Origin of the sequence: Halorubrum xinjiangense (genome assembly GCF_049604745.1) — an archaeon.
Taxonomy (GTDB): Archaea; Halobacteriota; Halobacteria; order Halobacteriales; family Haloferacaceae; genus Halorubrum; species Halorubrum xinjiangense_A.
In genome coordinates this window covers 2,253,915-2,271,613 of sequence record NZ_CP187140.1, presented here as the reverse complement: position 1 = coordinate 2,271,613, position 17,699 = coordinate 2,253,915, and the positions used below count along the sequence as shown (strand labels likewise).

Below are 17,699 nucleotides of genomic sequence, written 5' to 3'. Positions count from 1 at the left end.
CGCTCAGAGGTTCTCCTCTTGGTACGCGCCGTCGTACGTCCCCTCGTGGTCGGCCTCGGCGAGGACAAGCTGCGCGATCCGTGCGCCCGGCTCGATCTCGATCGGGTGGCCCACGTCGAGTCGCCCCTCGCCGACCCCCTCGTAGCCCGCGTCCCACACCGCGGTGTCGAGGGTACAGGCGTTCCGCAGCAGCGTCGAGCGCGGGAGGACGAACCCGATCCGCTCCTCCGGAATTCGCACCGGCTCGCCGTAGCGGACGACGTAGCTCCCGCGTTCGAGCCGGTAGCAGTCGCCGCGGGGCTCCAGCTCCCGCCGCTCGCCCACGCGTTTCCCATCGCGCCCGAGCCGGCCCGGTTCGGTCTGTGCGAACACCGCGTCGACGGTGAGGTCGACGCCGTTCGGCTGTCGCTGCGCGTCGTCGAGGTCGGCGCCGGCCGCCTCCAGCGCCGCCGCGACCGCGGCTCCCGAGTCGTACATGCGCGTCCGGAACCGCGGGCGAGCCAAAACGGTGTCGCACGCGTCGCGCGACGAGGAGGGGCGAATCGGCCGGTTTTGCCGCGACCGTTGAGGCCCCCAATTTCGGGCGTTTCAGGCGTTTAATGTCCTATAATACTCCGCAGGGCTAGGTGTTTCACGGTGCGTGGTACCACGCACAGATAGCCGTGAATGTTGCCGGAGCGGAGGATCTAACACGGTCGATCTTCGGGAAACTCGCGGGTTTTATATCCACGGGAGAGCCATCTTCGGGTGATATGGGACAGACGATTACGGAGAAGATCCTCGATGAGCATCTCGTCGAGGGCGAGCTGACGCCCGGCGAGGAGATCGGCATCGAGATCGACCAGGTGCTGACGCAGGACACGACGGGGACGATGGTGTGGCTCCAGTTCGAGGCACTCGATCTGGACGAGGTCCAGACGGAGCTGGCCGCGCAGTACTGCGACCACCAGACGTATCAGTTCGACTTCAAGAACACCGACGACCACCGCTTCCTCCGCTCCGCGGCCGGCACGTACGGCGCGTACTTCTCCCGGCCCGGGAACGGGATCTGCCACCAGGTCCACAAGGAGAACTTCGCGGCGCCCGGCAAGACGCTGCTCGGCTCCGACTCGCACACGCCGACCCCCGGCGGGCTCGGCCAGCTCGCGATCGGCGCGGGCGGGCTCGACATCGCCGTCGCGATGGGCGGCGGCCCCTACTACGTCGAGATGCCGGAGGTCGTCAACGTCCACCTCGAAGGCGAGCTCCCCGAGTGGGCGACCGCCAAGGACATCGCGCTCCACCTGCTCGGCGAGCTGACCGTCAAGGGCGGCGTCGGCAAGATCTTCGAGTACACCGGCCCCGGCGCCGAGAAGCTCACGATCCCCGAGCGCACCACGATCACAAACCTCGGCACCGAGCTCGGCGCCACCTCCTCGATCTTCGCGACCGACGAGAAGACGAAAGACTGGCTCGCGCGCCAAGACCGCGAAGAGGAGTACGTCGACCTCCAGCCCGACGACGACGCGGAGTACGCGGAGACGATCGAGGTCGACCTCAACGAGCTCGAGCCGCTCGTGGCCGCGCCCTCGATGCCCGACAACGTCGCCCCCGTCAGCGAGTACGAGGGCACCGACGTCGAGCAGGTCATCGTCGGCTCCTGTACCAACGGCGCCTACGAGGACATCCTCCCCAGCGCGAAGATGCTGGAGGGCCGTGAGGTCTCGAAGGGCACCGAGATGATCGTCGCGCCCGGCTCGAAGCAGGCCTCCGAGATGCTGGCCCGCGAGGGCTGGACCGCGGAGATGATGGCGGCCGGCGTCAACTTCTCCGAGGCGACCTGCGGCGCGTGTATCGGTATCGGCCACGTGCCCGCCTCCGACTCCGTCTCGCTGCGCACGTTCAACCGCAACTTCGAGGGCCGCTCGGGCATCGAGGACGACTCCGTCTTCCTCTGCTCGCCCGAGGTCGCCACCGCGGCGGCCATCACCGGCGAGATCGTCGACCCGCGCGACCTTGCGGACGAGCTCGGCGACCTCGAGGCGCCCGGCCTCGAGATGGGGACGAAGTACGGCCCCGGCATGGGCGAGTCCGACTCGGACATCATCTCGCCCGACGAGGCGATCGACGACGGCCTCGTCAAGGGCCCGAACATCGGCGACGTGCCGCTGAAAGACGACATCGACGTGGACGGCGGTGAGGCCCTCCTCAAGATGGAGGATAACATCACCACCGACCACATCATCCCGGCGACGGCGGACATTCTCAAGTTCCGCTCGAACATCGAGAAGCTCTCCGAGTTCACGCTCTCGCGCGTCGACGACACGTTCGCCGACCGCGCGCTCGCCGCCGACGGCGGCGTCCTCGTGGCCGGCGAGAACTACGGCCAGGGCTCCTCGCGCGAACACGCCGCGCTCTGTCCGATGTACCTCGGCATCGAGGCCGTCTTCGCCCAGAGCTTCGCCCGCATCCACAAGGCGAACCTCTTCAACTTCGGGATCGTCCCGCTGGCGATCGACGAGGAGACGTACGAGAAGATCGACCAGGGCGACGACCTCGAGATCGTCGACGACGTGCCCGCGGGCGTCCGCTCCGGGCAGGAGGAGTTCACCGTGAGCGTCAACGGCGAGTGGGAGTTCACCGCCGACCTCGACGCCTCCGAGCGCGAGCGCGACATCCTCGCGGCCGGCGGCAAGCTCTCGTGGGTCAAACAGCAGCACGCCGACGGCGGCTCCGGTGCGGCGCCGGCCGACGACTGAGCGCGCTGTTCCGCGAGACTCAGCAACTCGATTTCCCGCATTTTTTGACGTGTCCGCGCTTTCAGCGGCGGCTGTGTGGATCGGCGAAGTTTCGTCGATCCCGATGTGATCGATTACGGGAGTGAGTATCGCAGATCGGGGGCAGCGGTTCGATATTTAAACGGACGCGACCGACACCGACGATCGCTTATAAGTGGCAGGCGGTGGCGCGCCTGCGAGCGGCCGCCACCGGCGGCCGCGAGCCAGCCCGCGAGGGAGTCGCTGGCGGCGATAGCCGCCAGCGACGAGGCTGGGGAGGTGTGAGGCTGCGGTTGCGGTGCTGTGCGGGGTGGGACTCAAAGGGGCAGCCGCCGAGGACGGTGTAGCCGACGTAAGCACCGGAATGAGGGAGCGAAGCGACCGAGTGAGGAGCACAGCGAGGGTACACCGTCCTCGGCGGCTGGGGCTTTGGAGGTCCTCACCGCAGCAGCGTCAAGAACTTATAAATATCTGACAGAAACATCGCACTCCGATTTATAAACGGCCTCACTCACAACGTACTACACCGATTCCTCTAATCGCTCGCCACCCTCACTCGATCCACACACCGACGCCGACCAGCGCTACAGCTCCGCGGGTGGGTCAAAACGGAAAACCGCGAAAACGCGTCCGGTCGGTCCGACGTCGGAACCGGCGTCAGCGGGCCGCGGCGGCGACGCGCTCGCGCTCCTCCTTCTGCGAGATGGAGTAGGAGCCCTCGACGTCGTAGTCGGCGGCGGCGACGAGTTCGTTCGCGAGCGCCTCGGCGGCGGCGGTCGTCGACTTATACGTCGCGCTGGCGACGGCGTCGGAGATGAAAAGCAGCGCCTGGTCGACGCGGCGCTGGGGCGCGACGTCGACCGCCTTCGGGACGGAGATGCCGCCGTACTTCAGGCGGACGGTCTCCTCGCGGGGCGCGGCGTTCTCGACGGCCCTCACGAGGACCTGGACCGGGTTCTCCTCGGTCCGCTCGTGGACGATGTCGAAGGCGTCGCGGACGATCCGCGTCGCCTGCTGCTTCTTGCCCGTGTTCTCGTCGGTCTGCATCAGGCGGTTGATCAGCCGCTCGACCAGCGAGATCTCGCTTTTCTTGAACTGCTTGGACGCGTGACGGCCCATCGTGTGCGCGATGGGCGTCACGGTCATGTAGCGCTTCGTCGAGGGGTCCTCGTAGGCGATCTCGGTGACGTCCCAGACGCCGAACAGCTTGGCGTTCTCGTTGGCGGCCTCGCTGGAGGCGGGCGCGTCCGGGTCCGGCTCGTCGGCGGCGACGTCCTCCTCAGACGGCGCCTCGGTCTCCTCGCCGCTCATCTGACCGGCTTCTCCGCGTTGCCGCGAACCAGTTCGATCATTGACACGCCGTTGACCTTCTCGACTTTGTAGTTGACGCCGGAGAGGTCGCCCATCGCGCGACCCTTCGCACCGCCGATCCCGGCGATAGTGACCTCGTCGTGCTCGTCGATGAAGGAGATCGCGCCGTCACCGGGACAGAACGCGGTGACCTGCTTCCCGTTTTTGATGAGCTGAACCCGAACGCACTTTCGGATCGCCGAGTTCGGCTGCTTTGCCTCGATGCCGACCTTCTCGAGGACGATGCCGCGCGCCTGCGGGGCACCTTCCAGGGGGTCGGACTTCGTCTTGAGCCCGCGCTCGCGCCGAGCGTACTCGGAGTCGGACCAGCGGCGCTTCTGCCGGTCCTTTTTGAGCTTACGGGCCGCGTACTTGCCGTTCGCCATCGTACGCCTACTTCCGAACGGAGCTACTTAAGCGTCGTCTTTCTCCGTCGCGAAACGCCCTCAGATCCCCCGAGCGGTCCCTCTCGACGGATCTGAGAGTGTTTCACGGATCGGCTCAGTCAAAAACGACGGGCGTTCGCTCCCGCTGAGCCGGTAAGCCGACGAGAGCGCCCGTCGTTTCGGCCGGAGACGCGCCGGAACACCGTCGGGCGTCAGGAGTCGGTCTCCTCGCGTGCCGTCTCGGCCCACTCCGGCTCCGACACCGTCGCGCCGAAGTTGCGGTAGTCGATGTCGACGTCGACGGTCGCCTCCCCGCCGTCGTGGTCGCCCGCCCACGACTGTTCGAGGCGGGGGACGACACCGGACTCGTACACGTGGACCGTCGCCGACGCCGTCTCGACCGTTTCGGGCACGTCTCGGTCACCCTCGAAGGTGTCGGCGGCGAACCGCGCGGTCTCCTCGCCGCGCACCTCGCCCGCCCCGTCGCTCGCGGGGTTCCACAGGTTCAGGCCCTCGTACTCCGTCTCGCCGCTCTCGGTCTCGCTCCCGACGCGGATCCCGGTGACCATCTCCGAGCGCATCGCCGACTCGAGCTCGCCCGACGACCGGTCGACCGCCCGCCGGTCGTACTCCACGCCCGACGGCCGCTCGACCCGAAACAACGCCTCGCCGTCGGCCACGTACAGTTCGGAGACGTCCGGCGTGTCGGTCTCGGTCACCGCCAGTCTGACGTACAGCCGCCGGTTTTCGAGATCGTACCGCGACTCATACTCCTGCGAGGGGAGCCACGGCGTGGGCTCCTCGTCGCCGTCGTGGGTCGTCTCCGCCGTCGAAAACAGCGTCGCCCCGCCCGCCTCGACCGCCGCGTCGGCGTGGCGCGTCGCCAGTGTCTCGACGTCGAGTCCGTCACCGTCGCGCCACGCGGCGTCCGGGAATGGTCGGTCGGCGGTGTCGCCGCCGGCGTCGTCGCCGTCGGCGCTTTCGGTGCCGCCGTCGCCGCTTTCGTCGCTGTCGCCGGAACAGCCGGCGAGTCCGACCGCAGCAGCGGTTCCGAGACCGGCGAGGAGGCGTCTGCGGTTCATGGGTCGACAAGCGGGCCGGCGGGCAAAAGTGCGCGGGTTCGGTTTTAGGTCAGCTGAACGTCGTCGATGTCGTAGTGCCGCTCCGCGAGCCGGCGGGCGGTCTCGATGTTCGCGCCCTCCGCGCCGATGGCGACGCCGCGGTCCGCCTCCGGGACCTCGACGTACGCCACGCGGTCGTTCTGCTCGGAGACGGTGACGGCGTTGACGGCCGCCGGCGCGAGCGTGCTGGCGACGAACGCTTCGGCGGTGTCTGCGTCCTCGACCAGTTCGATCGACTTGTCGAGGCGGCGCTCGGCCTCCGCGACGGTCTCGCCGCCTTGGCCGATCGCGGCCGCCATCTCGCCGGCGGGCACCACGAACACGAGCCGGTCGCCCTCCACGAGGCAGTCGGTCGGCGTGACGCCGGTCAGCTCGTCGAACCGACCGATGTAGCGCCGCGCCTCGTCGGAGAGCTCGACGTACATTAGTCGTCGCTCACGACGCGCGACCCCATCCGGAGGTCGACGTCGCCGGTCCCCATCGAGATGGGTTTGCCGGCGATGACGTTCTCGATGACGCCGTCGAGATCGTCGTACTCGCCGTGGATCGCGGCGTCGAGCAGGTGGTTGACCGTCACCTCGAACGCCGCACGCGCGAGCACCGAGTCCTTGTTGCCGGAGATGCCGTGCCGGCCGATCGACTCGATCTCGCCGTTGTTCGTCATGATGTCGGCGACGAGCATGAGGTGGCGGACGTTCACGTCGTCGAGCCCCTGCTCTTCGAGCGTGTTCTTCGTCTCGTCGATGATCGTCTCGCGGGCCGCCTCGACGCCGAGGTTGCGGTAGATCTCGTGGATGTTGTTACACGTCGTCCGCGAGGCGTCGACGCCCTCGATGTCGAGGGTGTCGCCGAACGCCGACCCCTCGGTGTAGAGGACGAACTCCTCGTCGCCGTCGATCTCCTCTTTGCGGATGACGACGCGCTCGATCTCCTCGATCCCCTTGAACACGATCTCGCGGAGCCGCTCGACCAGCTGGAGCAGCTCGCGGTAGCTCGGCTCGTTGGGGCCGAACTCGATGACCGTGCCGGCCTGTCGGGCGTCGACGCCCAGCGAGTCCTCGATCGTCTCGGCGATGATCTCCGCGACCTCCGTCGGGTCGGAGTGGGTTGGCCACCGCTCAAGCAGGGTGTCGTCGTTCAGATCGATCCGGACCAGCATGTCGGCGACGTTCGTCGACACGTCGCCGAGCGCGAGGATGCGCGTCGCCTCGATCGACCAGACGACCTCGTGGGCCTTCTCGCGGTCGGTCGCGTACTCGCCGTCGAGGTGGACCGTCATCATCGGCGTGTCCGGCGTCTTCCGGGCGTCCACCAGCTCGATGAGCCGGGGGAGCCCCTGGGTGACGTCGATCTCCGCGACGCCGGCGTAGTGGAACGTGTTCATCGTCATCTGCGTCCCGGGCTCGCCGATCGACTGCGCCGAGACCGTCCCGACCGGGTCGAGGGGATCGACACGCGTCTGCTCGTAGCGGTTCACGACGCCGTCGACGATGTCGGTCGCCTGTTCGATGGTGACCTCGCCGGCCTCCTCGGCCTTCCGGTCGAGCGCCTCGTACACCTTCGTCTTGAGCCGGCGGGGGAGCTCGGTCGCCTCCACGACCGCCTCCATGTCGTCAGTGACGCCGTCGTACTCAGTCATCGGACTCCACCCCCGGCCCGCCGGCCTTGTTAAGCCCCGGCCCGGCGTGCTCCGAGAGGTTCGTCGGCGGCTCGCGCTCGCCGAGGAACCGCTCTTTCTCCTCGTCGGAGGCGAACTCCGCGTCGACCACGCGGTCGACGATGCCGTCGACGTCGATGCCGTCCTCCTCGCCGGAGGAGACCTTCACCGGCGAGGTGCCGTCCTCGCCGAACTCGAACTGGACGATGCGGCCCGAGGTGTCCCGGACCGTGCCGTCGTACTGCGCCTCCAGCTCGGAGAGCGCGTTGATGAGCCGGCGCTGGAGGTAGCCGGACTTGGAGGTCCGGACCGCCGTGTCGACGAGCCCCTCGCGGCCGCCCATCGCGTGGAAGAAGAACTCCTGCGGGGTGAGCCCGCCGCGGTAGGAGTTCTCCACGAAGCCGTGGGCCTCCGAGGAGAGGTCGTTGGGCCGGTAGTGCGAGAGCGTTCGGTCCTCGTAGCCGCGGTTGATCCGCTCGCCGCGGACCGCCTGCTGGCCGACGGAGCCGGCCATCTGCGTCAGGTTCAGCATCGAGCCACGCGCGCCCGAGCGGGCCATCACGACCGCCGGGTTGTCGTCACCGAAGTGCTGGTCGGCGATCTCACCGGCCGAGTCGCGGGCCTTCCCGAGCGTCTGCATGATCTTCATCTCCAGCGTCTCGTCGACGCCGCGGCCGGGGAGCGACTCCAGCTCGCCGGCCTCGTACGTCTCGATGAGTTCCTGAACGCGGTCGTAGGCGCTCTCGATCGCCTCGTCGACCTGCTCTTCGGCCTCCGGCGGGATCGACTCGTCGTCGATCCCGATCGAGAACCCGAAGTTCATGATCGCGCGCATCGCCAGCGACGCGATCTCGTTGATGAACACGCGGGCGCGGGTCTCGCCGTACTCCTTGGTGAGCGTGTCGACGACCTCGCCGCCGAACGCGCCGACCGCGTCCTCGTCGATGGTCCCCTCGATCAGCTGGCCGTCCTCGATGACGACGCTGTCGCCGGCCGAGGAGGTAAAGGAGAGGTCGAGATCGTCCGGGAGCAGCTCCGAGAACAGCGTCCGGCCGGTCCAGAACTCGCGGCCGTCGTCGTCGACGCCGTCCGCCTCGGGCAGCTCGTCGACGCGGGTGGCGCGCAGCAGGTCCAGCGCCTGCGTCTCCGTGAACTCGGGGTTCGAGTGGGTGAGCAGGTAGGTGCCGGAGATGTGGTCCTGAATGGCGCCGATGATGTTCCCGCCGAAGCGGGGGCTCAGGATCTGCTCTTGGACGCGCATGAGGACGCGCGCCTCGGCGCGGGCCTCCTCGTTCTGTAGCGCGTGCATGTTCATCTCGTCGCCGTCGAAGTCGGCGTTGTACGGCGGACAGACGACGGTGTTGAGCCGGAACGTCTTGTACGGCATCACCACGACCTCGTGGGCCATGATGGACATCCGGTGCAGCGAGGGCTGCCGGTTGAAGATCACGATGTCGCCGTCGACGAGGTGACGGTTGACCTCCCAGTCGGCCTCGACCTTCTCGGCGAGCTCCTCGCAGTTCTTCTCTGTCACCTTCAGGCGGCGCCCGTCGGGGCGGCGCACGTAGTTGGCGCCGGGGTGGGCCTCGGGGCCGTTCCGAACGTACTGGCGCGCCTCCTCGACGTTGCGCTCGGTGACGTTGAGCGTCTGGGTCATCTCCTTCGCCACGCGGTCCGGGACGCCGACCTCGTTCAGCGAGAGGGTCGGGTCCGGCGAGATGACGGTACGAGCCGAGAAGTTGACGCGCTTCCCGGAGAGCGATCCGCGGAAGCGGCCCTCCTTCCCCTTCAGCCGCTGGCTGAGGGTCTTCAGGGGGCGGCCGGAGCGGTGTCGCGCCGGCGGCGTCCCGCTGATCTCGTTGTCGACGAACGTGGTGACGTGGTACTGCAAGAGCTCCCAGAGGTCCTCGATGATCAGCTGCGGGGCGCCGGCCTCGCGGTTCTCCATGAACCGCTGGTTGATACGGATGATGTCGACCAGCTTGTGCGTGAGGTCGTCCTCGGAGCGCTGGCCGTTGTCCAGCGTGATGGAGGGGCGGGTGGTGACCGGCGGCACCGGCAGCACCGTCAGGATCATCCACTCCGGGCGGGAGTGCTCGGAGTCGATGCCGAGAACCTCGAGGTCCTCGTCCGGGATGTCCTCGAACCAGTCGCGGATGTCCGAGGGCATCAGCTTGTTCATGTCCTCCTCGGTGAGGTCGACCGAGAGCGCCTTCTCGATGGCGCGGCGGTCCTCCTTGCGCGGGCGGAACTCGCCGGCCATGATCTCGTTGACCCGGTCGAGGGCGATGTCGGTCGCGTCGGCGAGCTCCTGCGGCGAGGTGCCCGGGTCGTCCTCCTCCTCGTCGGGCTGCATCGCGGCCGCGATGCGCTCGGAGTAGTCGCCCGAGAGCACGTCCTGGACCTCGTAGTAGGTCGTCGGCTTCTCGTGTTTGATGTCCGCCTGCGGCTCGCCGCAGAACGGGCACGTGGACGCCTTGCGGGCCTGCCGGACGGCGGCCTTCAACACGTCGTGCTCGTCGTCGCCGAGCTCCTTCGCCCGCTCGTAGCGGTCGCGGAACTCGTCGCGCTGGGCCTCGTCTAAGGCGAGCTTCCCGCACTCACGGCACGTCGAGCGGAGCAGCCGCCGGATGAGCTTGGTGAAGCCCACGTGGATGACGGGCGCGGCCAGTTCGATGTGGCCGAAGTGGCCGTTACAGGAGCCGGAGTGGGAGCCGCAGGTCCGGCACTCCAAGCCGGGGTCGATGACGCCCAGTCGCGGGTCCATCAGCCCCATGTCGATCGGATAGCCGTCGTCGTCGTACGTGTCGGCCGTGATCACCTTCGTCGCGGACATGTCCCGGTACGTCTCCGGGTCCATGAGGCCGAAGTCGATCCCGCCGAGCACTTTCGGTGTTTGCATTGACATCTAAATCGCGTCCTCCAGTTCGAGTTTCGGTCGGATGCCGAGAGCGATCATCTCGTCGAGCAGGAGCTTGAACGCGTAGCTGACCTCCAGCTCGTGGATGTCGTCCTCGTCGCCCGTCACCGGGTCGTACACGCGGCGCTGCTCGCGGTCCTCGACGGCGACGAGCCCGGTCTCCGCGGAGACGTGGACCGTCTCGGCGTCCGAGGACTCTAACAGCCGCTCGTTGAGCACCATCGACGCGCCGTGGCCGATGATCGTGTCGCGCTCCATCTCCCCGACGCGCAGCCCGCCCTCGCGGGCGCGCCCCTCGGTCGGCTGGCGCGTGAGCACCTGAACCGGCCCGCGCGAACGGGCGTGGAGCTTGTTCGACACCATGTGGTACAGCTTGTGGTAGAAGATCGTCCCGACGAAGATCTCGGCGTCGATCTTCTCGCCGGTGACGCCGGAGTACATGACCTCCTTGCCGGAGGACTCGAAGCCGTGCTCCTCCAGCTGGTCGCGGAGCTCCTCCTCGTCTTCGCCCTGGAACGGCGTGCCGTCGACCCGCGAGCCGCGCAGCGAGCCGACCTTCCCGCCGAGCATCTCCAGCACGTGGCCGACCGTCATCCGCGACGGCAGCGCATGCGGGTTCATCACGAGGTCGGGGACGACCCCCTCCTCGGTGAAGGGCATGTCTTCCTGTGGCGCGAGGTGCCCCACAACGCCCTTCTGACCGTGTCGGGACGCGAACTTGTCGCCCAGCTCGGGGACGCGCTGGTCGCGCACCTTCACCTTCGAGAGCTTGGAGCCGTCCTCGCCCTCCATCAGCGTCACCGTGTCGACGACGCCCGACTCGCCCGAGCGCATCGTGACCGAGGTCTCGCGGCGCTTCTGGGGGGAGAGCCCGCCCATGTCGTCGGGCTCCTCGAGGAAGCGCGGCGGGCTGGTCTTACCGAGCAGCACCGAGGACTCGTCCACCTTCGTCTCCGGGTTGACGAGGCCGTCCTCGTCGAGGTGCGTGTAGGCGTCCTCGCCGCGGGCGCCGCGCACGTCCTGGTCCGGGATCTCGAAGCGGTCCTCCTGACCACCGGGGTACCGGCGCTCCTCGCCCTCGTAGGTCCGGAAGAAGTGCGAGCGGGTGAGCGCGCGGTCGACGGAGCCCTGGTTCATCACCAGCGCGTCCTCGATGTTGAACCCCTCGTAGGACATCACGGCGACGACGAAGTTCTGCGCCGCCGGCCGCTCGTCGAAGCTGATCTGGTCGGAGGTCTGCGTCTTCACCATCGCCAGCTGCGGGTAGTGTAGGAGGTGCTGACGCGTGTCCGGGCGGATCCGGTAGTTCGCCGAGGGGAGTCCGAGCGACTGCTTCATCATCCCCGCGCCCATGGTAATCCGGGGGCTCGCGTTGTGTTCGGGGTAGGGGATCATCCCCGCGCCGATACCGAAGACGAGCTGCGGGTCGATCTCGAGGTGCGTGTGGTCGTCGGTCACGTCCTCCTCGTCGACGGCGACGAGGATGTCCTCCTCCTCCTCGGCGTCGATGAACTCGACGTAGCCGCGCTCGACGAGGTCCTCGAACTCGACGTCGCCGCGTTCGAGCGCCTCGATCTCCTCGTCGCCGAGGAGCGGTTCGCCGTTCTCGACGACGATGAGCGGGCGACGCGCCCGCCCCGCGTCGGCGTTGACGATGACCTCGCGGGTCCGGTCTTTCACCGAGACGTTCACCATCTCCGAGACGTCGCCGCGGCGGCGCGCCTCGCGGATCTGTTCGGCGAGCTCGTCCGGGTTCTCGTGGGTGCCCACGAGGCTCCCGTTGACGTACACCTTCGCTTCGCGTTCTGCTTGTGCCATGTTAGTCGTCCGCCGTCTGTCGTTCGACGCCCTCGATGCCGGGGATCCCCTCGACACCCATCGACGCCAGTTCTCGTTTCAGCCCCTGTTCGTCCTCGACCGTCTGCGAGAGCTCCATCGCCTGCGCGAAGTTCTTCACGAGCCCGCAGTTCGGCCCCTCCGGCGTCTCGGAGGGACAGATGCGACCCCACTGGGTCGCGTGGAGGTCCCGCGCCTCGAAGTGCGGCTGCGACCGCGACAGCGGCGAGCGCAGGCGCCGGAGGTGCGAGAGCACGCCCATGTAGTCCGTCCGGTCGACGAGCTGGGAGACGCCAGAGCGGCCGCCCACCCAGTTCCCCGTCGCGATCGGGTGTTCGAGCCGCTCAGTCAGCACGTCGGAGCGGACGACCGTGTTGACGGTGAGCTGCCGGTTCCGCATGTTGGCGCGTTCGAGCTGGTACTTCACGTCGCGCGCCAGCTTGTTCAAGGCGGTGCGGAACAGGTCGCGCATGAGGTCGCCGGAGACCTTCAGGCGCTTGTTCGCGTAGTGGTCCTTGTCGTCGGCCTCCCGGCGGTCCAAGGCGAGCTCGAAGCACGCCTCGGCCATCCGGCAGAGGTAGTACGCCTTGTTGATCCGCACGTCCTCCTCGTCGACGCCCTCCTCGTGGAGGTGCGGCAGGAGGTAGCGGTCGATGACGTAGTTCGCCCGCTTGAGCTGGTAGTTCTTCCCCTGGCCGGAGGCGACGCGCTCGCCGAGGGTCTCGATGGCCTCCTCGGTCGTCTGGACCGAGGCCTCCTCTAAGTTCTCCAGCATGAACTTCACGATCTCGGGGTCGTCCGAGACGCGGTGGACGATTTCCTCGTCGGATTCTAAGCCGAGGGCGCGAACCAGCGTCACGAAGTCGATAGAGCCCGAGACGGAGGGGAACGACACTTCGAGCAGCCCCTCGCGGTTGCGCTCGCACAGCACCAGCGCGCGGTAGCCGCGGCGCTGGGAGAACGTTTTGGCGACCTGGATCTCGTCGCCGTACTTCGAGTCGTACTCCGCGAGGATCTTGTTCGGCGCCAGGTCCTCCGAGGTCATCAGCACGCGCTCGGAGCCGTTGACGATGAAGTAGCCGCCGGGGTCGACTGGGTCCTCGCCGATGTCGATGAGCTCCTCGTCGGAGAAGCCCGCCATGTTACACTTGTTCGAGCCGACCATGATCGGCATCCGGCCGACCTTGGTCTCGGTCGTGTCGACGACCTGTTCGGGCTCGTCCTCGCCGCCGCGCACGATGGACATCTCCATGAACACGGGCGCCGAGTAGGTGATGTTGCGGAGCCGCGCCTCCTGCGGGTACAGCAGCTCCTCGGAGCCGTCGGCCTCGCGGACGCGCGGGGTGACCATCCGCACGTCGCCGAGCTCGACGTACACGGGCTCTTGGCCCTCCTTGTCGCCGATGTCCGTCTCGATGGTCTCCTTCTCGTCGACCACTTCCTGCATGCCGCGGTCCAGGAAGTTGTTGAACGAGCGGAAGTGGTGTTCTGCGAGCCGTTCGTCCGAGAAGTATTCGCGTGAAACCACGCGTCGGTCTTGCCTGTTCATGAGACGACCAGTCGGTACACGACCGCCTCGTCGGTCGTGCGGGAGTCGCGAACGATCTTCACCACGTCGCCGACCTCGGCCTCGTCGGGGAGCGCGGGATCAGTGCGTTTGATCTTCGGTAAATTCGTTTTCTTCACGTCGTACTCCGCCAGGACCTCCTCTATCTCATCGTCGTCGAGGAGGACGTGGTCCGGGACGAGTTCGTGTTGGCTTACGTCTACCATGGGTGGTGGTTATTGAAAGAAGCTATCACGAGATACTACAGATACGTATATACGCCAGCGGCATAAGACTTACCAAGCGCTGCCGTGCGCGGCTCACGGAACGGGGGCGTTCGACACTCCCACACACGCGAGGTCGACACAAAAGCATATCGGCCGCGACCCCGATTGCCCGCTCGGCCTCGCGGCCCGGACGCCCCAATTCCCTGTCACCGACCCGCACTCCCGTCAGGGATGACAAGCCTTATTTGCCAGACAGAGGTATGAACTGATGCGACAAGCCCGGATGGTGTAGTGGCCCATCATACGACCCTGTCACGGTCGTGACGCGGGTTCAAATCCCGCTCCGGGCGTCCCCGGTTTCGGGGCGCTGTCGCTTGTTTGCCCGGATGGTGTAGTGGCCCATCATACGACCCTGTCACGGTCGTGACGCGGGTTCAAATCCCGCTCCGGGCGTTTTCGACGAACAATACGGCGAGCGGAGCGAGCCGTTCGTCGAAAACGCTCGCACAGGGATTTGAATCTGAGGACGAGCGAACGCAGTGAGCGAAGTCCTCCGGGTTCAAATCCCGCTCCGGGCGTCTTTCGCTGCCGCAACAACGAACGAGGAGCGGTAGCGACGAGTGAGTACTGCGGCAGCGAAGCGTCGAGGGATTTGAACCAGGGAGTGAAGCGAGTGAAACGAGCGGAACGACCGAGGTTCAAATCCCGCTCCGGGCGTTTTCGACGAACAACACGGCGATCGACAGCCAGCCGCAACGCCGCGACTTACAGGTCCAGTTCCGCCAGCAGGTCGTCGACGAGCGTCTCGGTCTTCGCGTCCGGGTCCTCGTCGGCGTCGACGGGCGTCCGCCCGTCGTACGTCTCGTGGACCATGGAGACGCCCTCGGCGAGCGTGTCGAGGCCGTAGCCGCCCTCCAGCACGTACGCGTCGGCGGCGCCGACGTCGTCGGCGAGCGTCCGGATCCGGTCGGTCAACAGCGCGTACCCCTCCGAGGAGACGCGCATCCGCGAGATGGGGTCGTGGCGGTGCGCGTCGAATCCGGCCGAGACGATCAGGAGATCCGGGTCGAAGCGGTCGACCGCGGGCGCGATCCCTTCGTCGAGGGCGTACAGGTAGTCGGCGTCGCCGGCGCCGGCCGCCAGCGGGAGGTTCGCGGTGGTCCCCTCGCCGTCCCCCTCGCCGATCTCGTCGAGGTCGCCCGTGTCCGGGTAGAGTCCGTCCTCGTGGATCGACGCGTAGAACACGTCGCCGCGGTCGTAGAAGATGTCTTGCGTGCCGTTCCCGTGGTGGACGTCCCAGTCGAAGATCGCGACGCGGTCGGCGAGGTCCTCGTCGAGCGCGGTCTGGGCCGCGACGGCGGCGTTGTTGAAGAAACAGAACCCCATCGCGTCGTCGGTGACGGCGTGGTGGCCCGGCGGGCGACCGATCGCGAACGGCGTCTGTCGGCCGGTTGAGCCGTTAAGCGCCTCGCGGGCGGCCCACTGGGCGAGCCCGGCCGAGGTGAGCGCGGCGTCCCACGTCCCGTCGCTGGCGACGGTGTCGGGGTCCCAGCTCCCGCCGCCGTCCGCCACGAACGACTCCAGCTCGTCGACGTAGTCGGGGTCGTGGACCGCCGTGACCGCCGCCTTCTCGGCAGGGTCCGCCTCGACGTACTCGACGCCGTGTCGCTTCGTGAGCCCGCGACGGATCGCGCGGAGCCGGTCCGGGTTCTCCGGGTGTCGCTCGCCGGTGTCGTGGTCGAGACACCGGTCGCTGTAGCCGAACCGCATCTACTCGAACAACGCGAAGTACGTCTCGATGTCCTCGGCCTGTACCGTCCGTCGGTCCGCGTGGCGGGCCAGCGTTGCGGCCGCGCTCGCGACGTTGTCGGCGTAGTCCTCCAGAATATCGGCCAGCGCGACCCGCGCGTCGACGCCGACCCGGTACCGGTCGTCGATCCGGAGTCGGGCGATCCGGTCGATGGGCGCGACCGGCAGCGTGAGGTCCTCCCGGCTGACGACCTGCTCGACGCCGAAGTCCGCGGCCATCAGCGTCTTCCGGCCGTCCGCGGTCGCCCGCTCGGCCGCGTCGACGGCCAGCTCCGCGCCGTGCGACTGGATCCGTCGCGCGAGCTCCTCGGCGGCGTCCGCGCTGACGCGGAGTTCCCCCGCGTTCCGCCGGATGATCCCGTCGACCGGCGCGAACGGCAACTCGACACTCATACACACAGACGCGTCCGTGTATCGTATAACGCTTTCCGTTACCCGCATCGCCGCCGGATCCGGACGGAGACCGTCGGGGACAGAAGCTGTCGCCCGCGTCAGAAGACGTCGTCCGCGTCGATTGTGCCGTCGCGCTCCGGTCCTCGGACCGTGATCTCCTCCCCGAGCCGGAGGCTCGCGTCGGTGTCGACGGACTTCGTCTGCTGGCCGTCGTCGAGCACGACCGGATCGCCCGTCTGGACCACCGTCCCGGTGAACTCGACGTCCTCGCTCGACCGCTCCGCCGTCGCAGCCGCGGCGCCGCCGCTCGCGCTTCCCCCATCCTCGTCCGCGCCGCTCTCGCCGGCGACGGCCTCGGCAGCCGCCTTCTGTCCGTCCTCGGCGAAGGCGCCGAGCCCGGTCTCGTCCGCGCCGCGGTCGCCCCCGTCGCCGCCGGCGGCCTGGTCTCTCCCGCCGGCGCTCGATCCGGCCGCCCCGTCCGCGACGCCGGCGGCCGCGTCGCTCCCCTCGTCGAGGACCGTGACGGTCGAGCGCCAGTTCGCGGACGCCTCCAGGTCGTCCTGCCAGCCGTCCTGAATCTCGACGTCGGTGAAGACGACGCGGTCGGCCAGCTCGATCTCGCGGTCGGCCTTGTCGCCCCACAGCGCGACGCGGATCTCGCCCGTCTCGTCTTTGATCCGGACGTTGCGGACCTGTCCCTCGCTGCCGTCGTCGCGGTCGAACGTCCGCACCGGATCGGTCTCGATGACCCCGCCGCCGACGTCGACCGTCTCGCCGATCTCGAGGTCGGCGATGTCAGTCGTCTCCGGGACGTACTCCACGTCCTCGTCGACGCGCTCGACGGTGCCGCGGTCGCCGACGTGAAGCTCCAGGTCGCCGTCGCGCTCGCGGACGTAGCCGTCGCCGACCTCGACGACCTCGCCGGCCGAGAACTCCTCGGCGAGGTCGGCCTTGCCGTCCCACAGCGTGACGCGGACGCGGCCCGTCTCGTCACCGACGGTGAGGTTGGCCACGCGCCCCTCGCTGCCGTCGTCGCGGTCGAACGTCCGGATCGAGTCGGTGTCGAGCACCTGTCCGACGAGGTCGACGTCGGACGCGCCGAGCGTGAGGTCCTCGACGCGGTAGGTGTCGAGCACCTGCACGTCGACCTCGGCGTCCTCGTCCGGTTCGACCTTGTCAGCGCTCACTTCGAGCCCGCTGTACCCCTCCTTCGGGCGGCCCATGACGCGGAGGACCTGTCCGACCTCCAGCTCCTCCTCGGCCGCCGCGGCCATGTCGTCCCAGAGCGCGACCCGGACGGAGCCGGAGGCGTCCGCGACGTCGACGTTACAGACGCGCCCCTCCTCGGCCTCCTCGTCGTCGCGCTCGAAGGTCCGGACCTCGCCGATGGCGGTCACCTTCCCGAGGAACTTCACGTCGTTCATCCCCGGCTCGATGTCGGCGATGGTGTCGGCCTCCTCGTCGCGCAGCTCGTGCGCGATGAGCATCGCGGCGGTCTCCTCGTCGGCGAGCCCGCCCATCTGCTCGACCTTGTCCTCGACGGCGGCCTCGAACTCGTCGAACTCGACGTCGGTGTCGAGGTCCTCGTACACCTCCTCTATGGCTCCCATGCTCGTCCCTCCGTGGTCTGCGAGGTCGCGGATAAGCGTTGCCGTTGCCCGGGGTTCGCGCCGGAACCCGACCGGTCGGCGGGGCGAC

At 68.0% G+C, this 17,699-nt stretch carries 14 protein-coding genes and 2 tRNA genes; 3 read left to right on the top strand and 13 right to left on the bottom strand.

Annotated elements, in window-relative coordinates:
• Nucleotides 1–3 precede the first annotated feature (3 nt).
• Nucleotides 4–477, bottom strand: a complete 474-nt coding sequence (locus tag ACOZ35_RS12650; RefSeq protein WP_424013909.1) for a deoxyuridine 5'-triphosphate nucleotidohydrolase — start codon at nt 475–477, stop codon at nt 4–6.
• A gap of 275 nt (nt 478–752) precedes the next feature.
• Between ACOZ35_RS12650 and ACOZ35_RS12645 the strand changes: the two genes are divergently transcribed.
• Nucleotides 753–2,738 (top strand): aconitate hydratase, encoded by a 1,986-nt coding sequence (locus ACOZ35_RS12645; RefSeq protein ID WP_424013908.1) that lies wholly within the window; start codon nt 753–755, stop codon nt 2,736–2,738.
• Nucleotides 2,739–3,413: 675 nt separating this feature from the next.
• Here the strand turns inward: ACOZ35_RS12645 and ACOZ35_RS12640 are convergent.
• From ACOZ35_RS12640 to ACOZ35_RS12600, 9 genes are all read right to left on the bottom strand, one after another.
• A complete protein-coding gene (locus ACOZ35_RS12640) occupies nt 3,414–4,067 on the bottom strand; it encodes a 30S ribosomal protein S7 (protein ID WP_017341882.1) in 654 nt (217 codons plus the stop codon).
• Entirely contained in the window at nt 4,064–4,492 is a 429-nt protein-coding gene (locus ACOZ35_RS12635) for a 30S ribosomal protein S12 (protein WP_006111505.1), read from the bottom strand. Before ACOZ35_RS12635 ends, ACOZ35_RS12640 begins: the two co-directional genes overlap by 4 nt.
• Nucleotides 4,493–4,704: 212 nt before the next feature.
• Nucleotides 4,705–5,574, bottom strand: a complete 870-nt coding sequence (locus ACOZ35_RS12630; protein WP_424013907.1) for a DUF7537 family lipoprotein — start codon at nt 5,572–5,574, stop codon at nt 4,705–4,707.
• Between the two features lie 44 nt (nt 5,575–5,618).
• The gene (locus tag ACOZ35_RS12625) at nt 5,619–6,038 is read right to left on the bottom strand and encodes a NusA-like transcription termination signal-binding factor (RefSeq protein ID WP_424013906.1); all 420 of its coding nucleotides are present in this window, start codon (nt 6,036–6,038) and stop codon (nt 5,619–5,621) included.
• A complete protein-coding gene (rpoA2, locus tag ACOZ35_RS12620) occupies nt 6,038–7,252 on the bottom strand; it encodes a DNA-directed RNA polymerase subunit A'' (RefSeq protein WP_424013905.1) in 1,215 nt (404 codons plus the stop codon). The genes ACOZ35_RS12625 and rpoA2 overlap by 1 nt, the downstream gene beginning before the upstream one ends.
• Nucleotides 7,245–10,172, bottom strand: a complete 2,928-nt coding sequence (locus ACOZ35_RS12615; RefSeq protein ID WP_424013904.1) for a DNA-directed RNA polymerase subunit A' — start codon at nt 10,170–10,172, stop codon at nt 7,245–7,247. The genes rpoA2 and ACOZ35_RS12615 overlap by 8 nt, the downstream gene beginning before the upstream one ends.
• Nucleotides 10,173–10,178: 6 nt before the next feature.
• Complete coding sequence (rpoB, locus tag ACOZ35_RS12610) at nt 10,179–12,008, bottom strand: DNA-directed RNA polymerase subunit B (RefSeq protein WP_424013903.1); 1,830 nt, start codon at nt 12,006–12,008, stop codon at nt 10,179–10,181.
• 1 nt (nt 12,009) lies between these two features.
• A complete protein-coding gene (locus ACOZ35_RS12605) occupies nt 12,010–13,575 on the bottom strand; it encodes a DNA-directed RNA polymerase subunit B'' (protein WP_007995372.1) in 1,566 nt (521 codons plus the stop codon).
• Complete coding sequence (locus ACOZ35_RS12600) at nt 13,572–13,799, bottom strand: DNA-directed RNA polymerase subunit H (protein WP_007995375.1); 228 nt, start codon at nt 13,797–13,799, stop codon at nt 13,572–13,574. The genes ACOZ35_RS12605 and ACOZ35_RS12600 overlap by 4 nt, the downstream gene beginning before the upstream one ends.
• Before the next feature lie 277 nt (nt 13,800–14,076).
• Between ACOZ35_RS12600 and ACOZ35_RS12595 the strand changes: the two genes are divergently transcribed.
• Both ACOZ35_RS12595 and ACOZ35_RS12590 read left to right on the top strand, forming a co-directional pair.
• Nucleotides 14,077–14,149 (top strand) — tRNA-Asp (locus ACOZ35_RS12595).
• Between the two features lie 30 nt (nt 14,150–14,179).
• Nucleotides 14,180–14,252: transfer RNA gene (locus ACOZ35_RS12590), tRNA-Asp, on the top strand.
• A gap of 312 nt (nt 14,253–14,564) precedes the next feature.
• On the opposite strand, the gene ACOZ35_RS12585 is transcribed toward ACOZ35_RS12590, so the two are convergent.
• The 3 genes from ACOZ35_RS12585 to ACOZ35_RS12575 all read right to left on the bottom strand — a co-directional run bounded on the left by ACOZ35_RS12585 (nt 14,565) and on the right by ACOZ35_RS12575 (nt 17,611).
• Complete coding sequence (locus ACOZ35_RS12585) at nt 14,565–15,569, bottom strand: histone deacetylase family protein (RefSeq protein WP_424013902.1); 1,005 nt, start codon at nt 15,567–15,569, stop codon at nt 14,565–14,567.
• Nucleotides 15,570–16,001 (bottom strand): histone family protein, encoded by a 432-nt coding sequence (locus ACOZ35_RS12580; protein WP_004599099.1) that lies wholly within the window; start codon nt 15,999–16,001, stop codon nt 15,570–15,572.
• A gap of 98 nt (nt 16,002–16,099) precedes the next feature.
• Nucleotides 16,100–17,611 (bottom strand): single-stranded DNA binding protein, encoded by a 1,512-nt coding sequence (locus ACOZ35_RS12575; RefSeq protein ID WP_424013901.1) that lies wholly within the window; start codon nt 17,609–17,611, stop codon nt 16,100–16,102.
• Nucleotides 17,612–17,699 lie beyond the last annotated feature (88 nt).